The organism is Rubinisphaera italica, assembly GCF_007859715.1.
Classification (GTDB): domain Bacteria; phylum Planctomycetota; class Planctomycetia; order Planctomycetales; family Planctomycetaceae; genus Rubinisphaera; species Rubinisphaera italica.
Genome location: NZ_SJPG01000001.1, coordinates 4200136 through 4225624, shown reverse-complemented (window position 1 = coordinate 4225624; position 25489 = coordinate 4200136). Strand labels below are relative to the sequence as shown.

At 48.8% G+C, this 25489-nt stretch carries 22 protein-coding genes and 1 tRNA gene; 21 read left to right on the top strand and 2 right to left on the bottom strand.

Features of this window, described 5'->3' with window-relative positions:
• The first annotated feature begins 529 nt into the window (after positions 1-529).
• From hisG to argF, 3 genes are all read left to right on the top strand, one after another.
• Entirely contained in the window at positions 530-1408 is an 879-nt protein-coding gene (gene hisG / locus Pan54_RS15840; RefSeq protein WP_146504407.1) for an ATP phosphoribosyltransferase, read from the top strand.
• 284 nt (positions 1409-1692) lie between these two features.
• Positions 1693-2898, top strand: coding sequence for an aspartate aminotransferase family protein (locus Pan54_RS15835; RefSeq protein WP_146504406.1), 1206 nt, complete (start codon positions 1693-1695; stop codon positions 2896-2898).
• Between the two features lie 188 nt (positions 2899-3086).
• A complete protein-coding gene (gene argF, locus Pan54_RS15830) occupies positions 3087-4013 on the top strand; it encodes an ornithine carbamoyltransferase (protein ID WP_146504405.1) in 927 nt (308 codons plus the stop codon).
• Positions 4014-4083: 70 nt separating this feature from the next.
• Here argF and Pan54_RS15825 read toward each other — a convergent pair whose 3' ends face one another.
• Both Pan54_RS15825 and xylA read right to left on the bottom strand, forming a co-directional pair.
• A complete protein-coding gene (locus Pan54_RS15825; RefSeq protein ID WP_146504404.1) occupies positions 4084-5163 on the bottom strand; it encodes a sialidase family protein in 1080 nt (359 codons plus the stop codon).
• Between the two features lie 121 nt (positions 5164-5284).
• On the bottom strand, positions 5285-6595 hold the full coding sequence (gene xylA / locus Pan54_RS15820) for a xylose isomerase (protein ID WP_146504403.1): 1311 nt from the start codon (positions 6593-6595) through the stop codon (positions 5285-5287).
• A 136-nt stretch (positions 6596-6731) separates the two neighbouring features.
• On the opposite strand from xylA, the gene Pan54_RS25915 reads away from it, so the two are divergent.
• The 18 genes from Pan54_RS25915 (at position 6732) to Pan54_RS15735 (ending at position 25352) form a co-directional block, all read left to right on the top strand.
• Positions 6732-6908: a hypothetical protein gene (locus Pan54_RS25915; protein WP_165441804.1), complete on the top strand. Its 177-nt coding sequence runs from the start codon at positions 6732-6734 to the stop codon at positions 6906-6908.
• A 371-nt stretch (positions 6909-7279) separates the two neighbouring features.
• Positions 7280-8635, top strand: a complete 1356-nt coding sequence (locus tag Pan54_RS15815; RefSeq protein ID WP_146504402.1) for a Na(+)-translocating NADH-quinone reductase subunit A — start codon at positions 7280-7282, stop codon at positions 8633-8635.
• A gap of 90 nt (positions 8636-8725) precedes the next feature.
• Entirely contained in the window at positions 8726-10003 is a 1278-nt protein-coding gene (locus tag Pan54_RS15810) for an NADH:ubiquinone reductase (Na(+)-transporting) subunit B (protein WP_146504401.1), read from the top strand.
• A complete protein-coding gene (locus Pan54_RS15805; protein ID WP_146504400.1) occupies positions 9990-10817 on the top strand; it encodes a Na(+)-translocating NADH-quinone reductase subunit C in 828 nt (275 codons plus the stop codon). Before Pan54_RS15810 ends, Pan54_RS15805 begins: the two co-directional genes overlap by 14 nt.
• A 78-nt stretch (positions 10818-10895) precedes the next feature.
• The gene (locus Pan54_RS15800; RefSeq protein WP_146504399.1) at positions 10896-11522 is read left to right on the top strand and encodes an NADH:ubiquinone reductase (Na(+)-transporting) subunit D; all 627 of its coding nucleotides are present in this window, start codon (positions 10896-10898) and stop codon (positions 11520-11522) included.
• Positions 11523-11588: 66 nt separating this feature from the next.
• Positions 11589-12215, top strand: a complete 627-nt coding sequence (nqrE, locus tag Pan54_RS15795; RefSeq protein ID WP_146504398.1) for an NADH:ubiquinone reductase (Na(+)-transporting) subunit E — start codon at positions 11589-11591, stop codon at positions 12213-12215.
• Positions 12216-12394: 179 nt separating this feature from the next.
• Positions 12395-13621: an NADH:ubiquinone reductase (Na(+)-transporting) subunit F gene (gene nqrF, locus Pan54_RS15790; protein ID WP_146504397.1), complete on the top strand. Its 1227-nt coding sequence runs from the start codon at positions 12395-12397 to the stop codon at positions 13619-13621.
• Complete coding sequence (locus tag Pan54_RS15785; RefSeq protein ID WP_146504396.1) at positions 13578-14678, top strand: FAD:protein FMN transferase; 1101 nt, start codon at positions 13578-13580, stop codon at positions 14676-14678. Before nqrF ends, Pan54_RS15785 begins: the two co-directional genes overlap by 44 nt.
• A 1-nt stretch (position 14679) precedes the next feature.
• On the top strand, positions 14680-14889 hold the full coding sequence (nqrM, locus tag Pan54_RS15780; protein WP_146504395.1) for a (Na+)-NQR maturation NqrM: 210 nt from the start codon (positions 14680-14682) through the stop codon (positions 14887-14889).
• 6 nt (positions 14890-14895) lie between these two features.
• The gene (gene lhgO / locus Pan54_RS15775) at positions 14896-16098 is read left to right on the top strand and encodes an L-2-hydroxyglutarate oxidase (RefSeq protein WP_146504394.1); all 1203 of its coding nucleotides are present in this window, start codon (positions 14896-14898) and stop codon (positions 16096-16098) included.
• A gap of 229 nt (positions 16099-16327) precedes the next feature.
• Positions 16328-16412: transfer RNA gene (locus Pan54_RS15770), tRNA-Leu, on the top strand.
• Positions 16413-17077: 665 nt separating this feature from the next.
• The gene (locus Pan54_RS15765) at positions 17078-17860 is read left to right on the top strand and encodes an SDR family NAD(P)-dependent oxidoreductase (RefSeq protein WP_146504393.1); all 783 of its coding nucleotides are present in this window, start codon (positions 17078-17080) and stop codon (positions 17858-17860) included.
• A gap of 71 nt (positions 17861-17931) precedes the next feature.
• Positions 17932-18330, top strand: coding sequence for a hypothetical protein (locus tag Pan54_RS15760; RefSeq protein ID WP_146504392.1), 399 nt, complete (start codon positions 17932-17934; stop codon positions 18328-18330).
• A 562-nt stretch (positions 18331-18892) separates the two neighbouring features.
• A complete protein-coding gene (locus Pan54_RS15755) occupies positions 18893-19888 on the top strand; it encodes an FHA domain-containing protein (protein WP_146504391.1) in 996 nt (331 codons plus the stop codon).
• A 241-nt stretch (positions 19889-20129) separates the two neighbouring features.
• The gene (locus Pan54_RS15750; RefSeq protein ID WP_146504390.1) at positions 20130-20339 is read left to right on the top strand and encodes a hypothetical protein; all 210 of its coding nucleotides are present in this window, start codon (positions 20130-20132) and stop codon (positions 20337-20339) included.
• Between the two features lie 241 nt (positions 20340-20580).
• Positions 20581-21138, top strand: a complete 558-nt coding sequence (locus Pan54_RS15745) for an RNA polymerase sigma factor (protein WP_242631345.1) — start codon at positions 20581-20583, stop codon at positions 21136-21138.
• A gap of 70 nt (positions 21139-21208) precedes the next feature.
• On the top strand, positions 21209-21877 hold the full coding sequence (locus Pan54_RS15740) for a hypothetical protein (RefSeq protein WP_146504388.1): 669 nt from the start codon (positions 21209-21211) through the stop codon (positions 21875-21877).
• Positions 21878-22076: 199 nt separating this feature from the next.
• The gene (locus Pan54_RS15735; RefSeq protein WP_146504387.1) at positions 22077-25352 is read left to right on the top strand and encodes a DUF4332 domain-containing protein; all 3276 of its coding nucleotides are present in this window, start codon (positions 22077-22079) and stop codon (positions 25350-25352) included.
• Positions 25353-25489: the final 137 nt, after the last annotated feature.

Here is a 25489-nt window from a genome sequence, read left to right as displayed (position 1 = left end):
ACAACATCCAATTCAGCGGCAGCACAAAATGCTGCTGCGAAATACAATGAACATAAGATCGCTGAGAAATACACGGTGAGCTTCACGAAATTCCCTTTCTAAATCCGGTGGCCATCCTGGCACCAGCTGCATGTCTTTTTGTGCACATGTCGAGGGGCAGTTGTCGAACTTGTCGATTTTTCCAATTATCTTCACCGCGGCATGTGCACCGCATGTAGGGCTTGCATCGACTGAAAGGAGAATTTGAGTTTTGATCGATAAACTAATGTTAAGAAATCTTAATAATTCCTTAACATTTGAGTTCCGGTTATGCAGGCTGTTCCGGTTATGAGAGCTTTTAAATCGCTCCAAGTCGGCTTCCAACAGACAAAAATGGGGATCCAGCACTTCCAGAAGAGTCGAATTGTGGTTCCAAGGTCATCTTGGGTGGAATGCGGGAAAGCGGATTGGTAGTCTGAAGCATTGCAGCAATGCGGATTCCACAAATGACAGATCCTACTGACGAATTTCACAGAAAGGTTTCGCCCTGATGGCGGACAAACTCCTCAAACTCGGTATTCCAGCTGGCTCGCTTCAGGAAGCGACCGCCGAACTGTTTCGCAAAGCCGGGTACAACATCAAATTTTCGTCTCGCTCCTATTTTCCGAGCATTGATGATGACGAAATCGAATGCCTTTCCATTCGCGCTCAGGAAATGGCCCGCTATGTTCAGCAGGGCATTCTGGATGCAGGTATCACCGGCCACGACTGGGTCGTCGAAACAGGAGCCGATGTTCATGAAGTTTGTGAACTCGTTTTTTCAAAAGTCAGCAGGCGCCCCGTTCGCTGGGTGCTCGCGGTACCTAACGATTCTGACATCAAATCCGTAAAGGACCTCGAAGGTAAGCGAATTGCCACCGAAGCCGTCGGTTTGACGAAAATGTATCTCGAAAAGCATGGAGTGAATGCCGACGTTGAATTCTCCTGGGGAGCGACTGAAGTCAAACCTCCGCGTCTCGTCGATGCGATTGTCGAAGTGACTGAAACCGGATCTTCACTGCGAGCCAACAACTTGCGGATTGTTGACGAAGTGCTGGAGAGTACCACGCGTCTGATTGCCAATAAAAATGCATTTGAAGACGACTGGAAAGCTCAGAAGCTGAACAATATCGCTTTGATGCTGCAATCCTGCTTAGCTGCGGAAGGTAAAGTCGGACTGATGCTCAATGTCCGGCGTTCCGATCTACAGAAAGTACTTGAAGGCCTGCCTGCTCTACAGCAACCAACTGTCTCGAATCTTTCCGATCCTGACTGGGTGGCCATCAATACGATTCTCGATGAATCGGTCGTCCGAGCCATTATTCCCGCACTCCGGGAAGCGGGAGCGACTGGTATTGTCGAGTTCCCGATTAATAAAATTATCGATTAAATCGGATTGTTTCGAACCTGAAGTTTCATTGGGATGTCCTGTTACTTTCCAGTGAATCCTCAGTAAAATTACAAGCACGAAACGCAAGTTTTGGTCATTGAATTTATTTTTCAGTAGTGTGCCACGGCTCTGTGAGCCGTGTTTTATGCTGTTTTTATTTGACCATTGAATGAAAATAGATAATCGAATGCACGGCTCACAGAGCCGTGACACGATTTGATTGTATTCCTATCGGCTCATGTTGCCTGACCTACAGTATCCATCGTTCCTTGTGAGACCTCAAAATGAGTTCAACAGCCTCCAAATCGAGTGCGGATGTCATTTCTGTTTTTGAGAAATACGTCATCCCCAATTATGGTCGATATCCCATCTGCCTTACGCACGGCGAAGGTTCACACGTCTGGGATGCTGAGGGGAATCGCTATCTCGATCTCTTCCCCGGCTGGGGCTGCAATATTCTGGGCTACAGTCCCCCGAAAGTCGTGCAGGCTCTGCAGGAGCAGGTTGCTCAGCTGATTCACGTCCCCAATACCTGGTACACGGAATCGCAGGGGGAATTTGCGAAGCAAATCTGCAGTCGAAGTTTCGGCAAAGCCTTCTTCTGTAATAGTGGAGCAGAAGCAATTGAAGGGGCAATCAAACTGGCGAGACTGCACACCCCCGAAGAAAAATACAAAATAATTACTTTCCAGAACGGCTTCCACGGTCGAACTCTCGCTGCAGTCACCGCGACCGCTCAACCCAAGTATCATCAGGGTTTAGGACCTCTGGTCGCTGGCTTCTCGTATGCACCGCACAACGACCTTGAAGCGGTGCGAAGCATGATAGACGATGAAACCTGTGGTATCATGATCGAACCTGTCCAGGGTGAGGGTGGTGTTAATCTTCCGGGAGATGGCTATCTGCAGGGACTGCGAGATCTGGCCGATGAACATGGATTAGTCCTGATTTTCGATGAAGTCCAAACCGGTATGGGACGACTGGGAACCTGGTTTGGGCATCAGAAATATGGCGTTCAGCCTGATATCATGACATTGGCAAAAGGTGTTGCTGGCGGTGTCGCCTGCGGAGCCTTTATCGCCCGCGACGAACTCGCTCCAAGCCTGCGACCGGGGATGCACGCCAGCACTTTCGGCGGAAATCCGCTGGCGATGACGGCTGGAATTGCCACGATGCAAACGATTGAAGAAGAGAATTTGCTCGAACACAGTCAGCAGATGTCCGAACGATTCCGTTCTCATTTCGAGCCTTTGCTTGAAGATCTGCCGATTCTTAAAGAGCTGAGAATCGCTGGAATGATGATTGGAATTGATCTGACGGTGCCTGCTGGACCAATCGTAAAGCGTTGCATGGAAAGAGGTTTACTCGTCAATGCAACGCACGATACAGTCGTCCGCTTGCTGCCTCCACTCAATATTTCTATCGAAGATGTTGACCGTGGCTCGGAAATTCTGATCGAAGAATTACGATCTCTGGCCTCAGAATCGTAAGAAACTCTTGCAGAAAGCGGTCCCGGGTGGACATAATGGCTCTTTGCGAGTTTTTTAAGCGACTTGCTTTGCCGAGACATTCCTATTGAGAACTAAGTAACTGACAATATTTCCGTTCAGGCCGGCTGATTTAAGCCGGCCTGTCTGCATTGTTGAATCCAAGAAAATGACTTGATCTGAGACCTGAAATGAAGCACCTCCTTTCTCTACTGGACTTATCTCCAGTCCAAACACAAGAGCTGATCGATCTGGCTGCCAAATTGAAATCCGATTGGAAACAAGGGCAACTCAAACCGCTGCTCGATCGAAAAGTACTCGTCCAGATTTACGAAAAGCCATCACTGCGTACACGGGTCAGTTTTGAATCGGCCATGATTCACCTGGGTGGCTCAGGCATGTTCATGTCTGAAAAAGAAGCCGGCCTGGATGGAAGGGAGTCGCTGGAAGATGTCGCGCGAGTTGTCAGTCGCTTTGCCGATGTAGTCGTCCTGCGAACATTCTCTCAAAAGATGATTGAAGATTTCGCCAAAGTGTCGAACTGCCCTGTGGTGAATGGACTCTCCGATGATTTTCACCCGTGTCAGGCTCTGACCGATATCCTGACCATGCAGGAACATTGCGGCGACATCGAAGGCAAGACGATGGTCTACCTCGGCGATGGGAATAACGTTGCTCGCTCGCTGGCGATTAGCTGTGCAGATATGGGCGTGAAGTTTATCCTTTGCTCACCACAAGGCTATCAACTGGAACCGGAATTCGCTGAAATCTTAGAAAAGCGAGTTCCCGGAGCCAGCTATCAGATCATTGAAGATCCGCTGGAAGCCGTCAAAAATGCGGACGTCCTTTACACGGACGTCTGGGCCAGCATGGGTCAGGAAAAGGAAACGGCCAAGCGACGGGTGGCGTTTGCTCCTTATCAAATTAATGCCGAATTGCTCGCAGCGGCTCCGAAATCCGTCAAATTCATGCACTGCCTTCCCGCCAAACGCGGCCTGGAAGTGACCGACGATGTGATGGAAACTCCCAACAGCATCGTGTTCGACCAGGCAGAAAACCGCATGCACATTGCCCGGGCTGTTTTTGCGTGGTTATTGAAGGTGTCTTCAGATAAATAATCAGTAGCGTTATTGCGAACTAAGGGAGATCATTCTGATTGAATGTCGTTTATCTCGATGCAAGAATCGGTTATGGATCCGGTTGCACTTCATCTAATCGAAAACGGACAGAGACAACAGAGTTTTTGCGATCATCGTCTCTGTATTTGACATAAGTGGTGGCTACAACGGTATCGTCCGGCAGGATTTCGACTCCAGGATAGCCGCAGTCGCCTTTGCGTCCGTATTGATGGAGGAGTTTGATTCTGTAACTGCCATCCCGCTGGTTGACGATATCATCATAGGTGCCAACCCAGGCGACAAAGTCGCCGCGCGAAGAACTGCCGATTGCCTGATCGCGAAAGCAGATCACGAGGCGCCCATCACTTGTGTAGACTTCTTTATGGCGATCCCCCGTGAGTCCCCAGGGAGTATCCACTGGGGTGGACCATGATTTCCCTTCATCGTCGCTGAACATCATCAGGCTGTTGCCTTTGTGGGTATTTTCTCGCAACAGGCAACAGAGTTGGTTACCGTCTGGACTGCGAAACACGCAGGGTTCACAGGGATTCTTTTCGTCCACTGCAGCGACAACTTTGGGATCGGACCAGGAGAAACCGCCATCGGTTGAAATTGTTTGAAAGACTCCCAGAGGAGACCGATCTTTTCCTTCCGGACCTTTGTGATAGAGGCCGAGATAACTGCCGTCTTTCAGTTTGACCATACTGCTGAAGGTCATCACGCATGGAAATCCAAGTGGCGGCATCTCTTTCCATGTTTTCCCCTCGTCTTCACTCATGATACTCGGCATGCCGGGGCCGCTGCGGGTTCCCAAGGCCGCTGAGAAAACCCAAAGCCGGGCTTTGCCATCGGGATCGACCATGCGATAGATACTGGGGCAGTTCTGATGTGTGGAATAATTATCCGGCAAACGCTCATCAACACGTTTCCAGGTCTTGCCAGCATCTTTACTGAGAGCCATCGGCCCTGCAGAGCCCCCATGATTGATGCACCAGACGGCAAACATCGTTTTATCATCGGGCAGCAAAAGTGTTGTAGGGTGCCCCTGATAAACCTCTTCTGTCCCCTCGGCAATCACAACCTGACGATCGGTCTCTTGCGAGATATCGACCAATGGCAGTCGGTCTTCTGCATGAGCCAATTGGTGCATTGTACAGACCGAGAAAACAGCGACAAAAAGCGAGCGCAGTGTCTGTCGAAAATTCATCAGGTTGACCTCAAAAGAATGTCGCAAGAAAATGGGGGCACTGAATGCCCCCGGGATTCATTGACTAAATATATAGGTTAATCAGGTTTTCCAGATATTCCTGACGTCCACTCTTGTTCGCTTCGATTTCGCCTTTTTCGAGCATGTATTTCTCGAGCGAGGCAAAGGTGGCGGAGCCGGATTCGATTTCGGAGCCGACGCCGGAATCGTAACTGGAGTAACGATCGCTGACGAATTTATCGAGGACCCCATCGGCTCGGATCTGAGCAGCGATTTTTGCTCCACGAGCAAAAGTATCCATTCCGCCGATATGGGCGTGGAAAAGATCAACAGGTTCGAAACTTTCGCGGCGAACTTTTGCATCGAAGTTGATTCCCCCCGGAGCCAGTCCACCCTGCTTGAGCAGCACGAGCATGCACTGGGTGGTCAGGTAGATATCGGTTGGGAACTGATCGGTATCCCAGCCCAGGAGCAGGTCGCCTGTGTTGGCATCGATGCTGCCGAGCATGTTTTGGATGCGGGCGTATTCCATTTCGTGCATCATCGAATGACCAGCCAGGGTGGCATGGTTGGTTTCGATGTTCATTTTCACAACATCTTCCAAACCGTATTGACGTAGGAAGTTCACGCAGGCGGCGACATCGTAATCGTATTGATGTTTCGTCGGCTCTTTCGGCTTGGGCTCAAACAGGAACTGTCCTTTGAAGCCAATGTTTTTCGCGTGATCGTTCGCCATGTGCATGAATTTGGCGAGATGATCGAGTTCACGTTTCATGTCGGTGTTGTACAGATTCTGATAACCTTCGCGGCCGCCCCAGAAAACGTAATTCTCACCACCGAGTTCATAAGTGACTTCAATCGCTTTCTTGACCTGAGCAGCGGCAAATGCAAATGCATCGGCATTGCAGGACGTCGCGGCTCCGTGCATATAGCGAGGATTTGAGAATAGATTGGCTGTTCCCCACAGCAGTTTGATCCCGGTCGATTCCTGCTGCTCTTTGAGTCGAGCGACAATTTTATCGAGAATCTCGTTGGATTCTTTCAGGCTGGAACCTTCAGGTGCGACATCGCGATCGTGGAAACAATAATAGTCGACGCCGAGCTTCTGGAAGAATTCGAAAGCGACATCAACACGCTTCAACGCATTATCGACAGAGTCGCTGCCATCGTCCCAGGGGCGAACCATTGTGCCGGGACCGAAAGGATCGCCGCCGGTGCCGCGGAAGGTATGCCAGTAACAGACACTGAAACGAAGTAATTCCCTCAGCGACTTGCCTTCAACGACTTCATCCGGATTGTAATGCTTGAATGCCAGGGGGTTCTTACTGTCGGGGCCTTCGTAGGGAATGGAGGGGATCTCAGAGAAGAAGCTCATGTTCGGTTCCTGTTATCGGGTTCAGCCTTGATTTATAGTCTGTTTTTGTTACTGAAGTAGTAGTCAGACACAGTGACGTATCAACAGATGAAAATCAAGCGATGAACGTATCGCAAATCGACAAGGAGAAAGCTCAATGACGGGTTACACAGTTCACACAGGAACCAGCGAAAAATTTTCCTCTGGTTGGGATCGAATATTTGAGACTGATAAAGGAAAAGAAAAATCCAAGAAAAAGTCAGCTGGCAGCAAAAAGCAGAAGCCAGCCGAGGCGACTGCTGAAAAGAAGTCGAAAAAGAAAAAGAAGAAGTAGGTGAAAGCTTGTCGGTTGTAGGTTGGGTTAGCGAAACGCGCAACCGAACGTCTTGAGTAACTGATTAAAGACGTGACTCTACTCCACTTGTTGGGTTACGCTTCGATAATCCAACCTGCTAACTTTTTATGAAAAGGTTTGCATTTGAGTGCAAGAAAATTCTGCGGCAATTTGCCGCATTATATTAGGTCTCTTCTTGTGGCGTGATTCACTACGATACGCACATTGAAGCATAATTCTTGAATTAGCTCTGCAAATGTTGCGTTCACATCACGGTTGGTCGATTCACACAGAGTTGTGAAACTGATATAAACCGTGCTGAAGCTTACAAAACCTGTGGTGCGACGGCGCGAGCGGAGTGTTGCGTTACGATGATAAAAATTAAAAAAGGTTTAGATGTTCCCATTTCTGGCCAACCGGTGCAGGAGATTTCTCCTGGTCCCGAGGTTGGTCGCGTGGCGTTGATTGGTCCCGACTATGTCGGTATGAAACCAACAATGCTCGTGCAGGAAGGGGATCGGGTCAAATTAGGCCAGCCACTTTTCGAAGATAAGAAAACCCCCGGAGTGATTTACACCTCACCCGGTTGCGGGACCGTTGCTGAGGTGAATCGCGGCGAAAAACGCTATTTTCAGTCGATGGTGATCGAGCTTGATGGCGATGAAGAAGAGACTTTCCGCTCATTTGCCGATTCCGATCTGACGACCCTTTCCCGCAAGGATGTGCAGGATAACCTCGTCAGCTCTGGACTTTGGACGGCTCTGAGAACTCGCCCTTTCAATAAAGTTCCCGCGCTGGATTCTCAGCCGAGTTCCATTTTTGTGACGGCTATCGATACTCAGCCCCTTGCTGCAGATCCGACTGTTGTTATTGCAGAAAATGAAGCCAGTTTTATTCATGGCTTGCAGGTGCTGCGGCATCTGACTGATGGGTCTGTCTTTCTTTGTCAGCCGCCTTCGGTCAAAATTCCAGGGGCATCGCTCGATTTTATTCGAGCAGAAGAATTCGCAGGGCCGCATCCTGCTGGTTTGCCGGGGACACATATTCACTATCTGGATCCGGTTGGTCCGGGCAAAAAGGTCTGGTTCATCAGTTATCAGGATGTAATTGCCATTGGCAAGTTATTTGATACTGGACGGCTGTCAGTTGAGCGAATCATTTCGCTGGCTGGTCCGATTGTGAATGAACCTCGTTTGATTCGCACGCGAATTGGCGCGTCGATCTTCGATATCGTAGAAGATCAACTGAACGAAGCGGATCGCCGTGTGATTTCTGGGTCTGTTTTGTCTGGTCGAACAGCGACAGGGCCTTATTCCTATCTGGGAAGATATCACAATCAGATTTCAGCATTGGCTGAAGGTCGTGAGCGGGAATTCCTGGGTTGGCAGATGCCGGGCTTTGATAAGTTTTCGATCAAAGATGTTTATGCGGCTTCAATGAATAAATTGTTGAATCCCAAAAAGCGATATAATTTGACGACGAGTACAGGTGGCAGCAAGCGGGCGATGGTTCCGATTGGGATGTACGAATCTGTCATGCCTCTCGATATACTTCCTACGTTCTTACTGCGAGCACTGATTGTCAACGATTCCGATCAGGCTCAGGCGCTCGGCTGTCTGGAGTTGGATGAAGATGATGTTTCTCTGTGTACATTCGTGTGCCCTGGGAAGTACGAATACGGTTCGATGTTACGACGAAACCTGTCAATCATCGAAAGTGAAGGCTAGAGCCGCTTTTGTAGCGATCTGAACGCGTAGCATTACGAATAACATGCCAGTTTTTGGTCCGCTCCCTTGGGGGTGAGGAATTTCTGAGTTATGAAACCTTTGCGTCAACTACTTGATAAGATGCATCCGCTGTTCACCAAGGGTGGAAAGCTGGAGCCGTTTTACCCACTTTACGAAGCGGGTGATACGTTTTTATATACGCCGGGCGAAATTACGCACGGTCCTTCGCATGTCCGGGATGCACTCGATCTCAAGCGCATGATGATTACCGTCGTCGCCGCTTTGGGACCTTGTATTCTGATGGCGATGTGGAACACCGGCTACCAGGCGAATCTCGTGCTGGATGCTGGTGGAGTATCCGTTCCAGAAGGCTGGCGTGGTGCTGTTTTTAATGCGATCGGATTGACGGCTAATCCCGATAATCAGCTGGCAAACCTGCTGCTGGGGGCTCTCTACTTCTTCCCTCTGTTCCTGGTCTCCAATATTGCTGGAGGTCTTTGTGAAGTGGTCTTCAGCTGTATTCGGAATCATGAAATCAATGAAGGATTTCTTGTCACAGGCATGTTGTATCCGCTGACTTTGCCTCCAACATTACCATGGTGGCAGGCGGCAATTGGAATTATGTTTGCAGTTGTCCTCGCTAAGGAAGTCTTCGGGGGAACCGGGAAAAACTTTATCAATGTCGCACTGACAGGTCGTGCGTTTCTGTACTTCGCTTATCCTTCGCAAATTTCTGGAGATCGTGTCTGGGTTGCAGCCGATGGCTACAAGCTGGTTGATGGCTACACCGGAGCCACTTCTCTCGGACAACTCGGATCGCTTGATCCAGCAAACGCTTCCATGGGCATGAATGCGGTCACGAATTCCGTTGCAGATGGCGGGCTTGGATTGAGTTGGATGGATTGCTTTTTAGGTGTCATCCCCGGTTCGATGGGGGAAACCTCGGCTCTGGCCTGCTTGTTTGGTGCCTTTGTTTTGATCGCATCGGGCATTGGTTCCTGGCGTGTGATGGCCGCTGTTGTCCTTGGTGCACTCGTCACCTCTGGCGGACTCTTCGCAGCGGGCAGTGAAGGAAATGCAGTTTTTGCGATGCCTCCTTACTGGCATCTGGTTGTTGGTGGATTTGCCTTTGGCACTGTATTTATGGCGACAGATCCTGTCTCCTCGGCCTTCTCATCAGGTGGGCAGTGGGTGTATGGATTCTTGATTGGCTTTATGACCATTCTTATTCGTGTGATTAATCCGGCCTTCCCGGAAGGCATTATGTTGGCAATTCTGTTCGGTAACGTCTTTGCACCGCTGATTGACCACTTCTTCGTCCAGGCAAACATTAAGAGAAGGTTGGCTCGTACTCATGTTACAGCGTGACTCCGTAGGCGGAACCTTTACGATCGCGGCTATTCTGTGTGTCGTCTGTTCCATTATCGTCTCAGCAACTGCGGTTGGACTCCGTCCGATCAAGCAGAAGAATGAGCAATTGGCATTTCAGCGAGAAGTTCTCAAAGTTCTGGGGCTATACGAAGCCGATAAGAACACCCCAGACCAAATTCCGGAACTGTTCAAAAAGGTCAAACCTCTGCTGGTTAATATCGATACCGGCAAGCTGGCAGAAACCGATGCCGTCAATATTGATACGTTCGATTTGAAGGAAGTTTCTTCGAATCCCGAATTGATTGAAGAGATTCCTGCAGAGAAAGATCTGGCTGGCATCGGAACCCGTGAGAAAATCACCAAGATTTATCTCCTCATGAAAGAAGATGGCACCATCGACCAGATGGTCCTTCCCGTTCGTGGCAAGGGATTGTGGTCAACGATGTGGGGTTTACTTTCACTTGATGGCGACGGTAAAACCGTACGTGGGCTCACTTTCTATCAAGATGGTGAAACGCCCGGTCTGGGTGGAGAAATCAATAATGCCCGCTGGCAGGCCAGTTGGAGCAATCCGGAATGTCCGAAAGTCATCCTGAATGATGCCGGTGAAGTGAATATCTCCTTTTATAAAGGAGCTCTGAATTGTGAAACACCCAATAGCGAACATTTATTTGAAGCTCTGGGTGGAGCCACGATCACGACTCGAGGCGTCGAGACAATGATGTATTACTGGTTGGGTGATCACGGCTATAAGACATTGATCGAGAACCTGACTAGTGGAGAAGTTAAAGTCGCACAGGCGACTCGTTAATTATTATTAGATTCGTTCACGCAACAAATATGATCCTTAAGTCCTGTCGCTAACTGGCAGGACACAAAGAGAAAAATCATGGCACGATCGAAAGCAGCTGACGTACTGCTCACTCCAATTTTCTCGAACAACCCGATTGCATTGCAGGTTCTGGGGATCTGCTCGGCTCTCGCGGTGACGAGTAAAATGGAAACGACAGTCACAATGTGTGTTGCGGTGACACTGGTCACTGGATTTTCCAGTGCAGCCGTCGCTGCGATTCGCGATTACATCCCGAACAGCATCCGCATTATCGTGCAGATGACGATCATCGCATCACTCGTGATTATGGTCGATCAGTTCCTCAAAGCGTTTCTGCCGGAAATCGCCAAAACGATGTCGGTGTTTGTGGGGCTGATTATCACCAACTGTATCGTCATGGGACGTGCAGAAGGTTACGCGATGAAGAACAATGCCTTCATGAGTTTCCTGGATGGCATCGGCAATGGGCTTGGCTACAGTGTTTTGCTGCTGATTGTTGGAGTTGTTCGTGAGCTGTTCGGTTCCGGCAAGCTCTTCGGCAATACCATTTTTCCTTCCGTCAACGAAGGGGGCTGGTATGTTCCTAATGGTTTACTGTTACTCCCACCAAGTGCGTTTTTCCTGATCGGGATTTTCATCTGGGTGTTGCGAACAGCGGATAAAGATCAGGTCGAACACGACTAAGTATCGTTTCTCGTAGATAATAGTTATTGCAATCTCATTATTTGACTTTCACGTCGAGAGATCATCATGGATCAATTAGAACATTTCCTCAGCTTGCTCTTAAAAGCGGTTTTCGTCGAGAATCTGGCATTAGCATTCTTCCTGGGAATGTGTACGTTTCTGGCCGTCTCCAAGAATGTAAAAACCGCCCTTGGCCTGGGTGTTGCAGTGATTGTCATTCAGACGATTACTGTGCCGGCCAACAATCTGATTTACACCTACCTGCTCAAGAAAGATGCACTGGGCTGGACAGGAATTGCCTCGCTTTCGGGGATTGATCTCGAGTTTCTCGGGTTGATCAGTTACATCGGCGTCATTGCCGCGATGGTGCAGATTCTTGAATTGATTCTCGATCGCTTCTTCCCACCATTGTACAATGCACTGGGAATTTTCCTGCCACTGATTACCGTGAACTGTGCGATCCTGGGTGGGTCTCTGTTTATGGTGGAGCGAGACTATAATTTTGCAGATAGTTGCGTCTTCGGTTTCGGGTCAGGACTTGGCTGGGCGTTTGCGATTGCCGCACTGGCTGGAATTCGAGAAAAAATGAAATACAGCGATGTTCCCGATGGCCTCAAAGGGCTGGGAATTACCTTCATTACTGTCGGCTTGATGTCTCTGGCATTCATGTCATTTTCCGGAATTCAGCTGTAAAACAAATTTATTAATGTCTATCATTGAGAGAGGGTTTCCTCATTTCGATAGCATTTCGTTGAGTAAACATTGAGTTCGTAATTATTCAGATCTCGGGTTTTGAAAATTGTTAAGCACGACAACGGAGTGCGTTGCAGTTCTTTAACTCCCATTACAAAACCCTGACAGGGTACAATGCTATGTTCAGTACCATATTTATTAGCGTGGCGATGTTTACGCTGATCATCATTTCGCTGGTCGGGGTGATTTTGTTTGCCAAATCGAGACTTGTTCCGAGTGGCGATGTAACGATCATCGTGAACGATCAAAAAGAAATTCACGTCCCTGCTGGCGGCAAATTGCTCGGAGCCTTGGCAGCCGACAAAATTTTCGTTTCCTCAGCCTGTGGTGGTGGTGGAACCTGTGCCCAGTGCAAAGTGCATATCACAGAAGGTGGCGGAGATATCCTGCCTACCGAAAAAGGTCACATCAATAAAAAAGAAGCGCGCGAAGGTTTGCGACTTTCCTGCCAGGTTCCCGTCAAAGGGGATATGCGGGTTGAAGTTCCACCCGAAGTCTTCGAGACGAAGAAGTGGATTTGTACTGTAAAATCCAACCGCAACGTGGCGACTTTCATCAAAGAGTTGATTCTCGAACTGCCTGAAGGTGAAGATGTCGGCTTCAAAGCCGGGGGATACATTCAGATCGAATGTCCGCCTCACGAGCTCACCTACGAAAACTTCGACATCGAAGAAAAATTCCGTGGCGACTGGGACAAGTTCAATCTGTGGAAAGTCAAATCGGTCGTTAAGGAAGATGTTGTTCGTGCCTACTCGATGGCCAACTATCCCGGCGAAAAAGGGATTATCATGCTCAACGTGCGTGTGGCGACCCCACCGCCGCGAGCACCGGAAGGAACTCCTCCCGGCAAGATGTCTTCCTATATCTTCAACTTGAAGCCTGGCGATAAGGTCACCATTTCCGGTCCTTATGGTGAGTTCTTCATCAAAGATACCGAAAACGAAATGATCTACATCGGTGGTGGAGCCGGGATGGCTCCGCTGCGATCACACATTTTTGAACTTCTCAAAACGCTCAACTCAGGTCGAAAAATCTCCTACTGGTATGGTGGACGCAGTAAACGCGAACTCTTCTACCTGGAAGAATTCGAGGCTTTGGCCGAGAAATTTCCGAACTTTACACTGCACATTGCGTTGTCAGAACCGCAGCCGGAAGACAACTGGAATGGACCAGTCGGTTTTATCCACAATGTTCTGTACGATTACTATCTGAAAGAGCACGCTGCTCCTGAAGATTGCGAATACTATATCTGTGGACCACCAATGATGCTCTCAGCGGTTCAGAAGCTGCTGGAAGATCAGGGTGTCGAACCGGAAAATATCGCTTACGACGACTTCGGAGGCTAATCCGCCAATGAATGGCGATCGAATAACACGATTCCACAAATTCGCTCTTTGCCTGATCCTGGCAGAGAGCGTTTTTTGTAGTGGGTGTCAGCAAAATGAAGAGGCATTCAAGCCGATTAAAATCACCGGCTCAACGATGGGCACTTTCTATGAAGTGACCATTGCCGATGATCTTCCCCCGGACCAGATCCCCAAACTGACGAACCGCATCAACGAACTTCTTGAGCAGATCAATGCCGAGATGTCGACTTACGATCCTCAGTCGGAAATCTCGCAGTTCAATCAATCCGAGTCACTCGACTGGTTTCCCGTATCTCCCGGGTTTGCGCAAGTGGTCAATGAGGCGATTATTTTTTCCATCATAACAAATGGAGCCTTCGATCCGACCGTCGGGCCATTGGTCGACCTCTGGCATTTTGGGCCGGAAATTAAAGATCGAAAAATACCGACTCAGGAACAGATTGATGAGGTCATGAGTTACGTGGGCGCTCATCAACTGAAAGCCCGTCTCAATCCCCCCGCCATTCGTAAAACCATCCCCAACCTCCGGCTCGATCTTTCCGCGATTGCCAAAGGTTATGCTGTCGATGTGATTGCTGAAGAGTTGAAAACTCAAGGAGTTCAAGGGGGCCTGGTCAACATTGGTGGCGAAGTCGTCGCGGTTGGACGCAAGGAAGATGGCACGAAATGGAGGCTCGGAATTGAAAAACCGATCGAAGGCAAGCGGGATATCGAACGCATTGTCCATCTGTCCGATGTTGCGATGGCCACTTCAGGAGACTATCGGAACTATTATGAGGTCGACGGCGTCCGCTATTCTCATACAATAGATCCAATAACCGGAAGACCTGTGACTCATCATTTGCGTTCAGTCTCCGTATTGTCCGACTCCTGTCTTGCTGCGGATGTTTATGCAACTGCATTAATGGTGATGGGAATGGCAAAAGCCAAGAACTTTGCTGCGAATCATGAACTGGCAGTCGGATTACAGGAACGTGAAGAGACTCAGGCCGACAATTATTTCAGCCCAGAATTTCTGAATCAAACGAAAGAATAAAATGGCCACATTTATAGTCGCTTTGATTGTCTTTGCAGCCGCGATTGGCGGTATGGCTGCGGGAGTTGTCTTCAGCAATCGCTGCCTCCGCGGCAGTTGTGGTGGATTGAGCAACATGCCCGATGGAGCCAATCAATCGGTTTGCAACACCTGTGCTCCGCATACCCCAGCACCGGAAAAAGAAACCGTCTCCTCTGCGAGTGAAACTTAATCCGTTATGGAATCGTATGACGTTGCGATCATCGGAGGCGGGATCGTCGGATTGGCGACCGCTTATCGCATTCTCCAGAAACGCCCGCAGACACGACTGCTACTTCTTGAAAAAGAAGGCAAGCTGGCCGCCCATCAAACTGGTCACAATTCTGGCGTGATTCATTCGGGGATCTATTACAAGCCGGGATCATTGAGGGCGAAGAACTGTCGAGCCGGGAAACAGCAACTTGAAGAATTCTGTACTAAACACAGTATCCCGTTCGATCGTTGTGGCAAAGTCATCATTGCAACACAGGAGTCTGAACTTCCAGGTCTGCAATCAATTTTCGAACGTGGGCAGGCCAACGGCGTCACCTGCGAACTGATCAGCCGGGAGCGACTAGGGGAGCTGGAACCACAAACCGCAGGCATTGCCGCGATCCATGTGCCGGAAACGGGAATTGTCGATTATGTCAAAGCCTCCGAAAAGCTAGCCGAAATTATCAAAGAGCAGGGCGGCTCCATCCGCACGCAGGCAGAACTTCTGAAAGTCGAGGCTCGCTCGGGTCAACAAGTGTTGACAACCAAAGTCGGTGAGTTCCGAACCAAACAGATCGTCACCTGTGCCGGGCTGCAATCGGACCGCATCGCTAAACTGTGTGGTTGGAATCCACAAGCGAAGATCATTCCCTTTCGTGGCGAGTATTACGAACTCTGTCCACGTGCAGAGCATCTCTGCAGGAATTTAATCTATCCGGTTCCCGATCCCAATTTTCCGTTTCTGGGTGTGCATTTCACCCGCATGATCCAAGGGGGCGTCGAGTGCGGCCCCAACGCTGTGCTCGCCTTTGCCCGGGAAGGATATGCCAAAACAAATTTCAATGTTCTCGACATGTGGGATGCCCTCAGTTTTCCCGGCTTCCGCAAACTCGGACTCAAACATTGGTCAGCTGGTTTGGGGGAAATGTACCGCTCGCTTTCCAAACCTGCTTTTGTGGCCGCTCTTCAAAGGCTTGTGCCCGACATCAAATCGTCGGATCTCATCGCCGCCCCAGCGGGAATCCGTGCTCAGGCCGTCACACCAGATGGCCAACTCGTCGATGATTTTCTGATCGAAGAAGATCATTACGCGATTCACGTCCTCAATGCCCCATCGCCCGCTGCGACTTCTGCTTTGAATATCGGCGTGACCATCTGCGATCGTTTGCTGAAACGCTTTTATGCCTGAATCTGCGAAAACCTAAGAATCAGGTACAGTGACAATGTTCAGAATAGATTGAAGATGGAACTTGGGATGAACATCTCCAGTATCGCTGTGTCCTCAAGCTGGAGTATGGCATTTGTAGTCCACATTATTAACGGACTCGATAAAGATTTGTAGTTTGTGAATGGAAACGGTTCAAATCTTGTCTCAGTCACGATATATTTCTAATTGCCAAGCTCTCACATCAAACACTGGCCGAGTGGCGGAATGGCAGACGCACGGGACTTAAAATCCCGGGAGGGGTTTCCCTCGTGCGGGTTCGAGTCCCGCCTCGGCTATTTGCTAAGTGCTATTAATATAAGGCGTTACACGAAACGTTGTCCCTCGTCGGGATGGCGTTTTTTTATGCCATTCTGTCTGTTCGCATGAGTATTCGTGCGGATTCATGCAAATACGGTGAGGACAAAACGGAAACGATGGAAGACGATAACCGTAAACGATTGCTGAATGATGTGTTGGTTGAATACATCGATTAATTGAAATTGAAAGGCAATTCCCCTAATTATGTTGAGAAATGCGAACGGTGCTCGTTGAGTAATTTTCTATGATTTGAGGATTGGGGTTTCTGAGGTTGCATACGGCTACACCGTCTCCAATCAATATTTTCGAGGCATCCGGCATCAATAGCAACCATCTTGGGGTTACGCCAGCCAGGTCGCAGCTTTGTATCAACTTGCCAAACTCACCAAATCGATGAGGTGCTAATCGCAAAAAGGCTGTCTCAAATCGGGGACAGCCTTTTGATTGAGTCCATTGAATCGATCTTCAGGGCCCATTCAGAACATAACAGCACAGTCGTCTGGCTTTCGATGTTGTGGTGCTTATGTTACGTTAATTCAACAGTGTTTAATTTCAGGATCGCGTTCGAATCTGTTAGCGTTCAAGGAGTGTCTGAGAATCTCTGACAGAAACTTCCTCTATTCAATTTGATAAAGTTGCGACAATGGATCTCACAGGGAAAAATGTCATTATTACGGGTGCTTCTCGAGGTATTGGACGAGGAGCAGCGATCGAGTTGGCGAAAGCCGGTGCAAACGTAGCCGTGAATTATCATTCCGATGCCGAGGCGGCTCAGGAAGTGGTCGCTGAGATCGAGTCCCTTGGCCAAGAGGGTTTGGCGATCCAGACTGATGTTTCCGATCAGTCGGCTGTGGAAGCGATGGTGAGTCAGGTCGTCGAAACCTGGGGACGGCTCGATTGTTATGTCTCGAATGCTGTCTACAGTGATCGGGAAAATATGGTCGATGCTAAACTGGACGGTTTTCGAAAAACGATTGACGTGAGTATGTGGGGAGCTTTTTATGGAGTGCAAGCTGCTTCGCGTCAAATGATTTCGCAAGGGGGTGGTGGAGCAATTACGGTCGTCAGTTCACCGCATGCCGTGATTCCATTGCCGGGAGCAATGGCCTACAACATGGCCAAGGCGGCGATTGACCAGATGGCACGAACTGCTGCAATCGAATTAGCCGAGCATCGTATTCGGGTAAATATTATCCACCCTGGCTGGATCGACACGCCCGGTGAGCGTAAGTTTTTCTCGGAGGAGGATCTCGCAGCTGGTGCTGGCAACATCCCATGGGATCGACTCGGAACTCCTTCGGAAATTGGTCGAGCTATCCTCTACACCCTCAGCCCCGATGCCGACTATATGACCGGCTCGACTTTGCTCATCGATGGTGGAATTTCTCTTCCCTGGTGGGCCGCCAAGCGTCAGGAAGCGAATTGATGCGGTGTTCCGTGTTCACACTTCCACAACAATATTAAGAGATTTCAACTGCAGAAAGAATAAATAGAGAGATGGAGCCTGAATTAAATGAGTCCAGCAATACTGAAATCGCGCGGCCTGATTGTGCGGACGTGATGTCGACAACCAAATGGACTCGGATGCCGGGTAAAGATGTTCGCTGGCATGCCAACGAGGCTCAGTCTCAAAAGCTGTCGGAGTTTGCGGGTGAACTGGGGGCCATTGATGAATTTGTCAGCGCCAACGGTATCCATGCCATTCACGTACTGATATGTGCAGATGGCGGTGTGATATCCTACGAGACAGGTGGTGGGAAATGGCTTCACACCCTTCAAATGAAAACCATTTTTCGACAGAGAGTCTTTGAAATGAATCTGGTTCCCATCGAAAAACTGGGGCAATATCTCAATGATGCAAAGAACACAGAGCAGAACCCAGACTCTCAGGAGTAACATATATTTAAGCGATTATTATGCAATAAAAGGTAATCTGAAAACGCATATTGTCGAATCGCTCGGAATCCCATTTGATTTCGTTGAAAAAACCATACTGTTCTATGAATTCTCAGTGTAATTACTCATATGTTTCATTGACAAGAATCGATTCTGTGAATAGCGTAATAGTATCTAAGAATACTTATTGTTTTGCCAAACAGATTTGGACCAATCTTTTTTTCATTCTTTCGTCCATTTCGTTTTGCAGGCACTCATTTCATTGCGGCATCTACTGCTCTTTTTTCAATCGTTCGTTTTCTTGATTCCTTAATAGGTGTTTAACAGGATTTCAACCTGATTGCCCTGAACTGTCTTACGATTTGACATCGTCTATTTCACGATCCGTCAATATGAGCGAGTTTCTGGCATTTGCGAATGAACGTCCACTACTCAGCGGAGTTGCATTCGTTCGTGGTCCTTTCGAATTCAGTTTTCCCTTCGAAAACTGGACCACTCCGGTTTGTACAGGTTAAATCTGATTACCTTTGGGATTACAGAGATTTGTGTGTTGGAGTTACTAATGCTCACTGCGGATTTACGGATCTTATCTGGAAAACACGAGGGGAAAGTCATTTCCCTGACGACGAAAAAATTTCTGATTGGTCGTGGTGAAGATTGCCACATGCGACCCAACAACGACTTGGTCAGTAGACACCATTGTGTATTCACACTCGATGAATACTCGGTTCGACTACGTGACCTTGGCAGCACGAATGGTACACATGTCAATGACGAACCATTGAAAGGTCAAACTGTACTGAATACGGGCGATAAAATCCGTATCGGGAAACTCGAATTCTCCATTACGGTGAAAGAAGGGGCGCCCGTTGCAGCGGAAGTCGCCTCCGAGCCTGGTGAGCCCCTGGAATTGTCGGGAGAAACGATTTCGGAATCTGACCAGTATGAAGACTCCGAATCAGATGGTGACTCAACAGGAACAGAAACGATTCACGATCTTTCAGATTCTCCTACTGATACACAAATGATGAACGAGGGGGATACTCAATTCTTCCCACCTCAACAGCAGTATCCCGGGCAGCAACCTCTTCAATACGCTCCTGGTTCGATGCCACCTGGTTACGGGTATCCTCAGATGCCCGGATATCCTCCACAGATGCCGATGGGGCAATTCCCGTATCCTCAGATGCCAGGATATCCGCAACAATATCAGATGCCTGGGTATCCTCAGGGATATCCAATGCCAAATCAGCAGATGCCCGGATATCCTCAACAGCAGCAACCTCAACAGCAGCAACCTCAATACCAGCAGCCACAATATCAACAGCCTCAGCCCGAACAGGACTATGAAGTCGAGGAAGAGGAGCCTTCTGCCAATAAGAAGTCGGGATCTGAAATTCCAGTCAAGCTTCCAGATCCCTCTGAAACGGGTGCAAAAGAAGAAGCTAAGGTAGAAAATGCAGGCAGGGAATCTGCAGGGAAATCTTTTGCGGAGGAAAATCCTTCTTCAAAAGCAGGGGACATCATTCAGCAATATATGCGTCGGCGACCGTCTTAACCTGAAATTATTTCTAGCACGGGTACGATTCGGTACGCGATGCAGAATTCCGAGACGACTCGCAGAATTCTGCAGATTGGCTTCATATCGGGAACAAGTGTTTGTTAAACTGATGGTCAGGTGGCAATGTATTGTTTTCCTTTGCCAGCTGGTTTTGCTTAAAGACTGAAATCAGCTAAAAAATCCTGTCTTGCTGCAGATATTGCAGGCAATCAGTTCATTCAAATGAGGAGTGTGAGCCGTGGCGGATGCAAATGTGAATGCGGAGGTTCAACGTCGGTACAGGGAATTCATCGATCTGCTCCCGCTAACGATTGCCCTGGCTGGACTTCCTCACAGTGAAGCCGGTCGTTACTACGGCGAAGAACAGATCGAAAGTCGGCTTTACACCGTTCGACACGCATACAAAGCCGCAAGAGCGATTGCCCGCGAATCTGTACAGAAGTCCTAGTGGTCTTTCCAGTTAAATATCAGGGTAGCACTGGCTATGCCAGTGCCTTGTCGCTTCAGTATTCGTCTCGACTTGCAGTGGCAAAGCCAGTGCCACTCGACCCGAAATCCTGGCTGGCATGCAGCACGAGAACAGGTCAATTGTGCTATACATTTGAATGTGAACAGGGATTTGTCGACCAAATTGTCGATTTTGACAGCAATCGAAAAACTGACCCAATAGATTCGAGGTAATACTTTTGATGTCAGACTCAAACACACTCTCAAGTGAACTTCGTGTTGTTCGCGGGTGTCTCACCGGCGATGGCGAGAGTGTGCGTACGTTTGTTCGTCAATTTCGGGATTCGGTTTATCGAGTCAGTTTTCGAATTCTGCGGCATCATGAAGACGCAGAAGATGTTGTTCAGGAAACATTTGTCCGAGCAATTCGCAGTCTGCACCAGTGGGATCAAACACGCCCTCTGCGACCGTGGTTACTGACGATAGCCGCGAATCGATGTCGGACAGCACTAGCAAAACGTAGTCGTTCGCCTATCGTCACCAGTCAAGACTTTGCAGAGAGTGCCTGCGATTTGTCTCCAGACATGGAAGAGCGTAGCGAACTGGCAGAAGAGTTGGAACTTCACCTTCAGGCTCTCAAGCCTGATTTGCAGGAATGTTTTCGCCTGTTTTATACCGAACAATTTTCATGCGCTGAAATTGCCAAACGCATGAATCGGCCCGAAGGAACGATTAAAACCTGGTTGCACCGAGCACGTGGGCAACTCGCTCAGGCTCTGCAAAGACGAGGACATGGTTAGCCTTATTGGCGAGACTACGGCCATGTAAGTCTTGTATTTATTTATCGAAACTTCCGAGAGATTATCACCTGTGAACCCACAAACGTTTCAAGCACAACTCGAAGTTGCGATCGAAAATCGTGACAGGAATGCATTGAGTGAACTCGAACGCATCGCAGGGGACGATCCTGATACTGACATGATGTGGCAAGATCACTTGCTGATCGAAAATGCCGTTCAGCAATGGCAGCAAATTTCCCGTCCGTCACAAACTCTTATTCCAGCAACGTCGCCGTCTCTTGTGCCACTCCGTCAACGTTTAGCAGCAGCAACGACAGCAGTTGTTTTACTGGTCGCAGCCGCCAGTTTCTTTCGCTCGCCGGCGCCTCAACAGTCAGTCACAATGACAACAGCGATTCAGGAAGTGGCTGCCTCTATAGAAGAACGGCCTCAGCACAATACGGCTGTTCAAGACGATCAACTCTTTGTGAGAAACGAATCTGCTCCTGCATTTTCGAGCACCACCGGAATTCAGGACCTGCATTTACCGGTTTCGGTCGTTTCAAACATGCATGCTCAATTGAGTGAAGAGGTTTATCAGGCCTGGAGTTTAATTTCTCGACTCCCAGATGATGCTGTTCAGGTTTATGAGCAACTCGAAGGCATCGTCCCCAAAACTGCTCCGGTAACTTTACCCGCTCCAGAAGAAACAGATGAGCAGGATTTTCTTCCCGCAAGCATTCGCAGTTTGCTATCGTAATTGATCGTCTGCCAAATCGATCTTGCTGTATTTTCCCGTATTGATTTAAACTTCGATTCGCGCACGGGGGGTGCGCAGGCAGTGCGGTGAACGGTTAAGCGGGAACAGCTTATTATCGATTATTCACGGAACCGCAGGGATATTATCAAATAGTCCTGGCTGCCAAATCATAAATGGGCTTGATTCAGGGAAGATCAACATGCGTTTGGAACGGATTTCCATCACTCGTCCAGGGACCGAATTTCAGTTAAATCTGGCCGACTTTCGTCCCGGTTTCAATCTGGTTTACGGCACAAACGGAGCCGGAAAAAGCACCACCTGGAACTTCCTGCGAGATTCTCTGTTCGGAGAAAACGATCGCCGGGGGGCCAATGATTTCCTCAGTGGTCAGGTCGAGCTCTCCCATAATAATGCACGAGCTTCAATTGGTTGGACTCAACCACAAGATGCCGACTATTCCGAACTGTCAATCTCACCAGAGACTTCGCGAACAAAAAAAGAATTTTATGAAACGCTCAAACAGTTTCGCGAACCATTGTATCGCAACCTCTTTTTTTCCTGCATGCGGGATCAAGCCAATCTTCAGAATCTGATCGATGCGGCTCGTCGGGATGGAGTCAGCCTCGAATCGCAGTCACTGACAACCAATGAAGGCAAATGGACGCTTAAGAATCAATTGTGCCCTCAAGATTTCTCCAGGGATTTATCGCATGAAGAGCATCGTCTGCTGGAACTGTCGAAAGAGCTTAAGGCCCTTGAGCACAAACACAATGAGGAAACTTACGAAGCACAAGTCAAAATCAAACAGAACGAACAGGAACTTCAACATGCACGTGCGGCAGTCGTTTCTTACACCGAAGAACTGACTCGATTACAAACCGAGATTAAACTTCACGAGGAGCAAAGTCAGCGTGCCCAGCAAGAAAATTGCGAACGCACAGCCAGCTTATACCAAAGCTGGAGCCAATCGTTTACAGATTACGGCCAGACGCGACAACAACTCGAACGTGCCCAGACTGTATTAGCCGATCTGCAAGCCGAAGCGGAACGCTTACAGGAACTTTCTCGCAGTTCGAATGCTCCTTTTCTGCAGAATGTCGAACAGGAACTGATTAATACTCTGCAGCAGGATGTGCGACATATTCTGAACGATTCACAACCCTGCCCCGATTGCGGCAAACATCATCTGGACAGCTGCGATGCTCGCTGGCAGATTTTGCGTCAGACCATTCGCGAGCATTCGTCTCAATTAGCCAGCTTGTCAGAGGAGCACTGTACTGCTCATTGTCAGTGCCATACGACTGAACAACTCAAAGCCAACGAAGCTCAGCAGGTTTCACTCAAAAGTTGGATCGAACAACTTCAGTCGCGTCACGCCAAGTTAAAAACGATGTGGCAGGAACTCCAGGGCTTGTCGGAATGTCAGACCGCGGAGCAGTTTTTATGTGGTTGCGTGAAACATGAAGCCGCGCTGAGGCACCTTCAGGAATTGGCTCATGCTCATCTCGACCCCACGGGCCTCAAACTCTTCACCCAGTTACTGGAGCAGTCGTCTCTCGTTCGATCTCTCCAATCTTCGCTCGATTTGCTGATGAAACAGCAGAAAGAACTTCTGCAGAAGAAAGTTGCAGCCGAGCAGGATTATCAAAGGTTGCTCAATGCTCGCGAAGCATTTCAAGCCTTTAACCTCGATACCACATTTGAACTTCGCCTGAGCGAGTTACGAACACAGATTCGAAATTGTGAAAATCGGATTGACGAATTGAAGGGACGATCAAAATCTCTGCAGACCTCATCTGAAGTCGTTGCCCGTTTGCAGGAACTGGAGAAGCGTGGGATGATTTCTCCCGTGCTGACTCGCACGTCGATTCATTTGTGCGAACATAGCGATGCGAAATGGCGATCCGTCCGTATCAATTCGGATAACCGCAAACTGGAAGCTCTCTCTGCAGAAGCGATCTGGCATCCCTGGGACCAGCTCAGTTGTGGAACTCAGCAATTCATCTCTACGATGCTTCGGCTCTCGATTGCAAGAGAATATCGTCGTCGCGGCATTTCATTCGCACTAGTACTCGATGATGTACTGGCGGACCACGACTACGAACAGCAACAATCGGCGATTCGGATACTCAGTCAGTATGCCTTCGAAGGTCAGCAGATTATTTATCTGACTTGCCATCAGCACGTTGCCAACACGTCGGCTGCAATCGGAGCCCATATTCAACAGATATTCAAATCTGGTCAGCCAAAATTCAATATCACGTCATCCCGAACTGCAGCACAGTCATTCATGATTCGTGCCTATGCAAACAATCAGGAAGTGACTCGAAAATTGAAACCGAATCCTCAAATCACTACGAATCTTAAATCCTTGAAATTCCAGACGGAAATTCCTGAACTCAGTAAGTCAGTGGTTGAAACTTTCGGATTAGCCCCCGGCGACTCGATCAGTCGATTACCACAGATTGGTCGTAAGCGGGTTGTTCGATTGCAGTCTTTGAAGGTTCGAACGATTGATCAGCTTTTAAATGTCCGTTCAGGAGCTGATCAATTCTGTAAGAGAGTTGGCATCAGCCCTTCTCGCCTTCGTCGCTGGCAGGCCACCGCTCGTTTGCTTTGTTGCACACCGGGGCTGAAACCAGCAGAAGCTCGCCTCCTCGCCCTTTGCGATATTCGCGATGCAGACTCGCTGGCAGGTATCGATGAAGATGCATTAGTTTTACGGCTTGAAGGTTTGCGAACATCGAATCGTAAATCTGCTCGGGCTTATCTCAAACATCAATTTAACCGCAGCCATGCTCAAAACTGGAAGCAGGCAGCCAGACAACGACGAAGTTACGAATCGATTCCTCGAAATCTATTTACACCGAATCGAACACCTGCGATCAATCGTCCGATACAAACACGAAGAATTTCCAGGACGACCGATTTTAAGCGACAGCACACGACGCGAATCGAACCAAAAGCGCATACAGCAAGACATGGATCATTGATCAGCCGCAACGAAAGTGTTCCCGTATCGAACGAGAATTCTACCCTGCGATTCTATCTATCGAGGCAAAGTGATGTTGTCGATGCTCCGTCGATCGGTCCAAAAACAGCACGGCGGTTAAATCGAGTCGGTATCAAAACCGTTAACGATTTCCTGATTGCAGACGTGGAGAAGGTAGCCTCAAAGCTGGATGTGAAGCATATCTCAGCACAAATTTTGCGAGAATGGCAGGCCCAGGCCAGACTTGTCTGCTGCATTCCTGAATTGCGTGGACACGATGCTCAAATTCTCGTCGCTTGTGGTGTCGATGATGTGGTTAAACTGACGTCAAAGCGAGCCGAAGAATTGCTGGAGGTGGTCATACCGTTTTCCAACTCGACTCTCGGCAAGCGGATTCTTCGCTCCAGTAAACGACCTGACTTGCAGGAAGTGAAGAACTGGATTCAATGGTCACGCTCTTCACGACAACTCGATGCTGCGTGAGAGAAAGATCGAGAGATTCATAGAAAAACTCCCCTGCAGAATATGTTTATTCCACAGGGGAGTTTTATCATGAAAAGAGTCTTGAATTGGGTGCAGACGGACTGAGAGGATCTGCGGTAAACTCAGTTTGCCTGTTT